Annotated in this window: 6 protein-coding genes; 3 read left to right on the top strand and 3 right to left on the bottom strand. The window is 75.4% G+C overall.

Translation table 11 applies throughout. The features are described 5' to 3' along the window. The coding region (locus tag ACFW1I_RS37980) for a bifunctional DNA primase/polymerase (RefSeq protein ID WP_384678623.1) at positions 1-391 on the top strand (391 nt) is incomplete at its 5' end. 211 nt (positions 392-602) lie between these two features. Beyond that, entirely contained in the window at positions 603-1,265 is a 663-nt protein-coding gene (locus tag ACFW1I_RS37975; protein ID WP_384678621.1) for a hypothetical protein, read from the top strand. Between the two features lie 218 nt (positions 1,266-1,483). Here the strand turns inward: ACFW1I_RS37975 and ACFW1I_RS37970 are convergent, their stop codons facing one another. The 3 genes from ACFW1I_RS37970 to ACFW1I_RS37960 all read right to left on the bottom strand — a co-directional run bounded on the left by ACFW1I_RS37970 (position 1,484) and on the right by ACFW1I_RS37960 (position 4,214). Beyond that, entirely contained in the window at positions 1,484-2,461 is a 978-nt protein-coding gene (locus ACFW1I_RS37970; RefSeq protein WP_384678619.1) for a DUF5926 family protein, read from the bottom strand. 228 nt (positions 2,462-2,689) lie between these two features. Continuing rightward, positions 2,690-3,208 (bottom strand): ATP-binding protein, encoded by a 519-nt coding sequence (locus tag ACFW1I_RS37965; protein ID WP_384678618.1) that lies wholly within the window; start codon positions 3,206-3,208, stop codon positions 2,690-2,692. Positions 3,209-3,374: 166 nt separating this feature from the next. Further along, positions 3,375-4,214, bottom strand: a complete 840-nt coding sequence (locus tag ACFW1I_RS37960) for a glycerophosphodiester phosphodiesterase (RefSeq protein ID WP_384678616.1) — start codon at positions 4,212-4,214, stop codon at positions 3,375-3,377. Between the two features lie 187 nt (positions 4,215-4,401). On the opposite strand from ACFW1I_RS37960, the gene ACFW1I_RS37955 reads away from it, so the two are divergent. Next, a partial coding sequence (locus tag ACFW1I_RS37955) for a hypothetical protein (RefSeq protein ID WP_384678614.1) occupies positions 4,402-4,710 on the top strand: 309 nt, incomplete at its 3' end.

Raw genomic sequence — 4,710 nt, 5'->3', positions numbered from 1 at the left:
GGCCACCGGCGGCCGCGCCCCCTGCGCGGTGAGCCTCCCGGCCCTCGCGGGCGCGCGGGCCCTGCGGGTCCTCGACGGGATGGGCATGCGGCTCGGCCCGGTGGTGGCGACGCCGACCCGCTGGTCGATCCTGGTGGCCCCGTACGGCCTCGAACGGCTCGGCGAGCTGCTGTACGCGAAGGACAGCGTGCCCAGTTCGCTGCGCTTCCATGGAGAGGGCGGCTATCTGTTGCTGCCGCCGTCCACGACGGGCACCGGCCAGGTCCGCTGGGAGCGGGAGCCGCTGGCCGGCTCCGCGCGGCCGTGGCTGCCGGACGTCGAGGCGGTGGTGGACGCCCTCGTCGAGGCGAGCAGGGCCACGCCGGGCGGCGGGAGCCGGCTCGCGTACTGAGCGTCTGCCTGTGCGCTGAGCGCGTGCACGCGCGCGTGCCGGGAGGTCGGGGTGCCCGTCGCCGTTCACCCGAACGGGTGTGTCCTGGGCCGACGCGTACGGGAATCGGGCGCGCGGCCCGCCGGGCGCCCGTCCGGCGCCGGTAGGTTCGCCCCACCGTCCGTGATCGTTCCCGCCCCGGAGCGGTCCCCGAACAGAGCAGGTGGGTCGCATGAGTCGGCTGAGCCCGGCGCACCTCCGCATGGCCGGCCTCGGCACCGCCGTCGCGATCGCCGTCCTGGTCCCCCTCGCCGCGAAGGCCGGCGGCCCGGACGGCGGCGCACCGCCGACGGCGGCCACGGCGGACGCCAAGCCGGGTGGCTCCCCGGGTACGGGTACGGGCTCCGGGGGCGTCGCCGGGGATCTGCTCGGCGGCCTGGGGCTCGGCCGGGAGGCCCGTACGGAGGAGAACGCCCGGCCCTCCACGGCGGCCCGGACGCCCGCACCGGAGCACCGGGCCGTCGCCCCCGCGGGGGTGCCCGAGCGGATCAGCCGCTGCGGGCCCGAACTCGCCTCGCCCGCGGGCGTCGAGGCGCAGACCTGTGTCCTCTCCGAGGGGCCGGACGTCTGGGCGCGGACGTACTACCGCAACGCCACCGGCCGGGAGATCGACGCGATTCTGACCCTCATGGCGCCCGGCGGGCGGACCGTCCAGGTGCGCTGCGCGGTGCCCGCGCGGGATGAGCCGGACACCTGTGAGACGCCCAGGGAGCCGGGGACGGGAGCGGCCCGTTCGCACACGGCGGTGGCGGAGTTCGCGGCGAAGGACGAGGGCGGCGACTCGCCGCTGCTGCTGCGCTCGGGCAGCAACACGGCCGACGACCAAGCGAGTTGAGAGAGCGCCCCGGCGCGACGGGGGGGCGGGCATGGAAACGCCCGGTCGCTGGCGACGGGGGATGCACCAGCGACCGGGCTTCCAGAACGGTAACAAGAGATCTGCGGTTCGCAAATTCGATCTCGGTTATTCGGACAGGGATTTACCGCTCCGTAGGTTCCGCTGTGGCGGAAGTCACCGACTGGTCGGTCTGTCAGTCACCGATACCACCTGGGGTATCAGCTGAGAGTCACCTGACGGTTCGTGAGGCCGCCGCGCGCACGCCGCTCCTCGGCGGTCAGCGGGGTCTCCACGGCGAGCGCCTCGGTCAGCCGCTCGGCGAACTCGGCGGCCGGCTTCTCGCACTGCTCGGCGGTCATCGCCGACGGCAGGTCCCACACCGGCACCATCAGGCCGTGGGCGCGGAAGGAGCCGACGAGGCGGGTGTCGGCGCCGAGCGAGGTGGTGCCGGCGGCCTGGAGGCGGGCGAGCGCGTCGAGGAGCTTCTCCTCCGGGTACGGCATGACCCAGCGCAGGTGGTTCTTGTCCGGGGTCTCGCACCAGTAGGCGGCGTCGACCGAGGCCAGCTTCACGGTGGGGATCGCGGCGGCGTTGGCCCGCTCCAGGGAGGCGGCGACCTCGGGGTCGGCGCCGTCCGCCGACTGCGGGATCCAGAACTCGAAGCCGGTGTGGACCTCGGGCGCGAACGGGGCGTCCGTGTCGAGCAGGTCCTGGAGGCGCGGGCCCTCGGGCTCGACGCGGCGCGGCGGCACCGGGTTGCCGGGCGCGGTCTCCCGCGCGCGCTGGAGCGTGTCGGCGAGGTCGCGGGACAGGTCGCCGGAGGTGCCGTCGTTCTGCAGGGCGAGCAGGACGGAGCCGTCGTCGCGGCGGAGCGCGGGCCAGGCCATCGGCAGGACCGTCGCGAGCGTCACCGACGGCACGCCCTCGGGCAGGCCGCCCTTGAGGGTGAGCGGCACGGTGGCGGCGGGCACCAGCTCGCGCAGCGCGACCAGGTCGCACTCGCCGGGCAGGCCCTCGAAGGGGCGCTGGACGTGCTCGGTCGCGGCGTGCGCGGCGGCCCGGCCGTGGCACGCCTTGTAGCGGCGGCCCGAACCGCACGGGCACGGCTCGCGCGCGCCGACGACCGGGATCTCCCCGTTCGTGACCTGTGCCTGGCCGCTCTTGCCGGCTTTCGTCTGGGGGCGCTTCTTGGCCATGGTGTGGCTTTCTCCCGATCGCGGTGCTGTGTCGGGCGCGAGCCTAGCCGCCCGGGCGCCACGGGACGCTCAGCCGTGCACCTGTCCGAAACGGGTCGGCCGCGCGCCGACTGCCCGGTGTCAGACCGGGGCCCGAGCCGTGCGGGCCGGTTCACGACCCGTACCGACCGCGGATCCAACCCCCGTACCGTCCCGTGCTCGACGCCTGTCGCCTCGTGGCGCCCCCGCTCAGTCCAGGTCGTCGTACGCGTCGAGGAGGTCGAGGCCGGAGCCGCCGGTGCCGACGCGGGCCGCGAAGTCCTCGCGGCGGTGGCCCTCCGTGACGACCACCCAGACCGTGACCTCGCCCGTCGCGCTGTCGCGCACGCCCCAGTCCTGGGCCAGGGCGCCGATGATGTTGAGCCCGCGTCCGCCGCGTGCCGTGACCGACGGCGTCGACGGGACGGGTCTCGTGGGACCGCCTCCGTCCGTCACCTCGACCGTCAGCCCGCCCGACGGATCCAGCCGCCAGGCCGCCAGCACGTCGCCCTCTCCCCGGTCGCCCCGGCCCAGCGGCCTGCCGTGCCGACAGGCGTTGCTGAGCAGTTCGGACAGGATCAGGACCGCGTCGTCGACGACCGATTCCGACACCCCGCCGCGGTACAGCTCGTCCCGCATCCGGTGTCGCGCTTCCCCCACGCCCGCAGGGCCATGGGGTACGGCCATGCTCGACGACGTGGGCACCTTCTGTGCCACCACCAACGCCACCCCCGAGACCTCCTTCGCCCCACGCCACCGTGTGGATGCCCCGGCGACGGCGACCGGAAACCGCCTGTTCCGGGTGGGGTGGAGCACAAGTGACGATCGCGTACGCGTCGAACGCGCCGGTGCACACCCCCGCGGCCGCCCTCGGCGCGGCCGCGGGGGCCGTGACTCAGGCGCGCCCGAGGTGCGCGAGGACCTGCCTGGGGCGGTTGGTGATGATCGCGTCGACCCCGAGCCGCAGGCAGAGCTCGACGTCCTCCGGGTCGTCCACCGTCCAGACGTGGACCTGGTGGCCGGCCTTCTGGAGGCGCAGGATGACGGCCGGGTGGTGACGGACGATCCGGATGGACGGACCCGCCACGCGCGCGCCCGCGGGCAGGCGTCCGTCGCGCAGGCGGGGGGTGACGAACTGGGCCAGGGAGACGGTCGGCAGGGTGGGCGCCGCGACGGCGATCCGGTGCAGGGAGCGGGCCGAGAAGCTCATGATCCGTACCGGGGACTCCTCGGGCGCCACGGGCGCGTGCAGGCCGAAACGCTTCAGGAGCGCGAGGAGCCGGTCCTCGACCTGGCCGGCCCAGCGGGTGGGGTGCTTGGTCTCGATGGCGAGCTCGACCCGCCGCCCGGCGTCGGAGACCAGCTCCAGGAGCCGTTCCAGGGTGAGGACCGAGGTGTACTCGGGATCGCCCCAGTCGGGGCTCTCGGCGGGTCCGCCCGACTCCTGGTCCTCCTTGAACGCCTTCCAGGCGCCGAAGTCCAGCGCGGCGAGGTCGGCGAGTTCGAGCGTCGAGACGGCGCCGCGGCCGTTCGAGGTACGGTCGACCCGGCGGTCGTGGACGCAGACCAGGTGTCCGTCGGCGGTGAGCCGAACGTCGCACTCCAGGGCGTCGGCGCCGTCCTCGATGGCCTTCACATAGGCGGCCAGGGTGTGTTCCGGCGCGTCCTCCGAGGCCCCTCGGTGGGCGACGACCTGGACGGGGCCGGGGTGTGGTTGCTGCCGTGCGTGGGTCACCGCGTCATGGTGCCATTGGCGAGGCGGCCGGGGCACACGGAACCTGTCCGTTCTGCCCGGATATAAAGAATGGGGTGCGGACGCACAGCTCCGCCTTACCCTGGCCTGACGCCATGTGGGAAAAGCTGTGTCCAGCACCCTTGAGCGACTGTCACCGTCCCCGCGCCGTGAACGAGGAGAGCGAGCTGTGAGCACCGAGAACGAGGGCACCGAGGTTCCGGCGGACCCGACTGCCCCGTCCGCCCCCGCCACGCCTCCTGCCCCCGCCGCGCCGGCCCCGCAGCCGCCCGCCGCGCAGCCGGCCGCGCCGGCCCCGCAGCCGCCGGTGGCGCCCGGTCCGGAGGCCCCGACCCAGGTCCAGCCGCCGCTGCCGCCCGTCCCCCCGACGCCGGTCGCCGCGGCCCCGGCGCCCGAGCCCGCGGTGGGGGGCGCCGCCCGCGGGGGGGGGGCCCCCGGACGCGGCGGGGGGCGGGGCCCGGGCGGGGCGGGCGGGGGC

Origin of the sequence: Streptomyces sp. NPDC058955 (assembly GCF_042741435.1) — a bacterium.
Classification (GTDB): Bacteria; Actinomycetota; Actinomycetes; order Streptomycetales; family Streptomycetaceae; genus Streptomyces.
This window is presented reverse-complemented; position numbering and strand designations above follow the sequence as displayed.

Coding starts and splice junctions, on each gene's coding strand:
- ACFW1I_RS37975 (WP_384678621.1), top strand. CDS start 603: ATGAGTCGGCTGAGCCCGGCGCACCTCCGCATGGCCGGCCTCGGCACC.
- ACFW1I_RS37970 (WP_384678619.1), bottom strand. CDS start 2,461: ATGGCCAAGAAGCGCCCCCAGACGAAAGCCGGCAAGAGCGGCCAGGCA.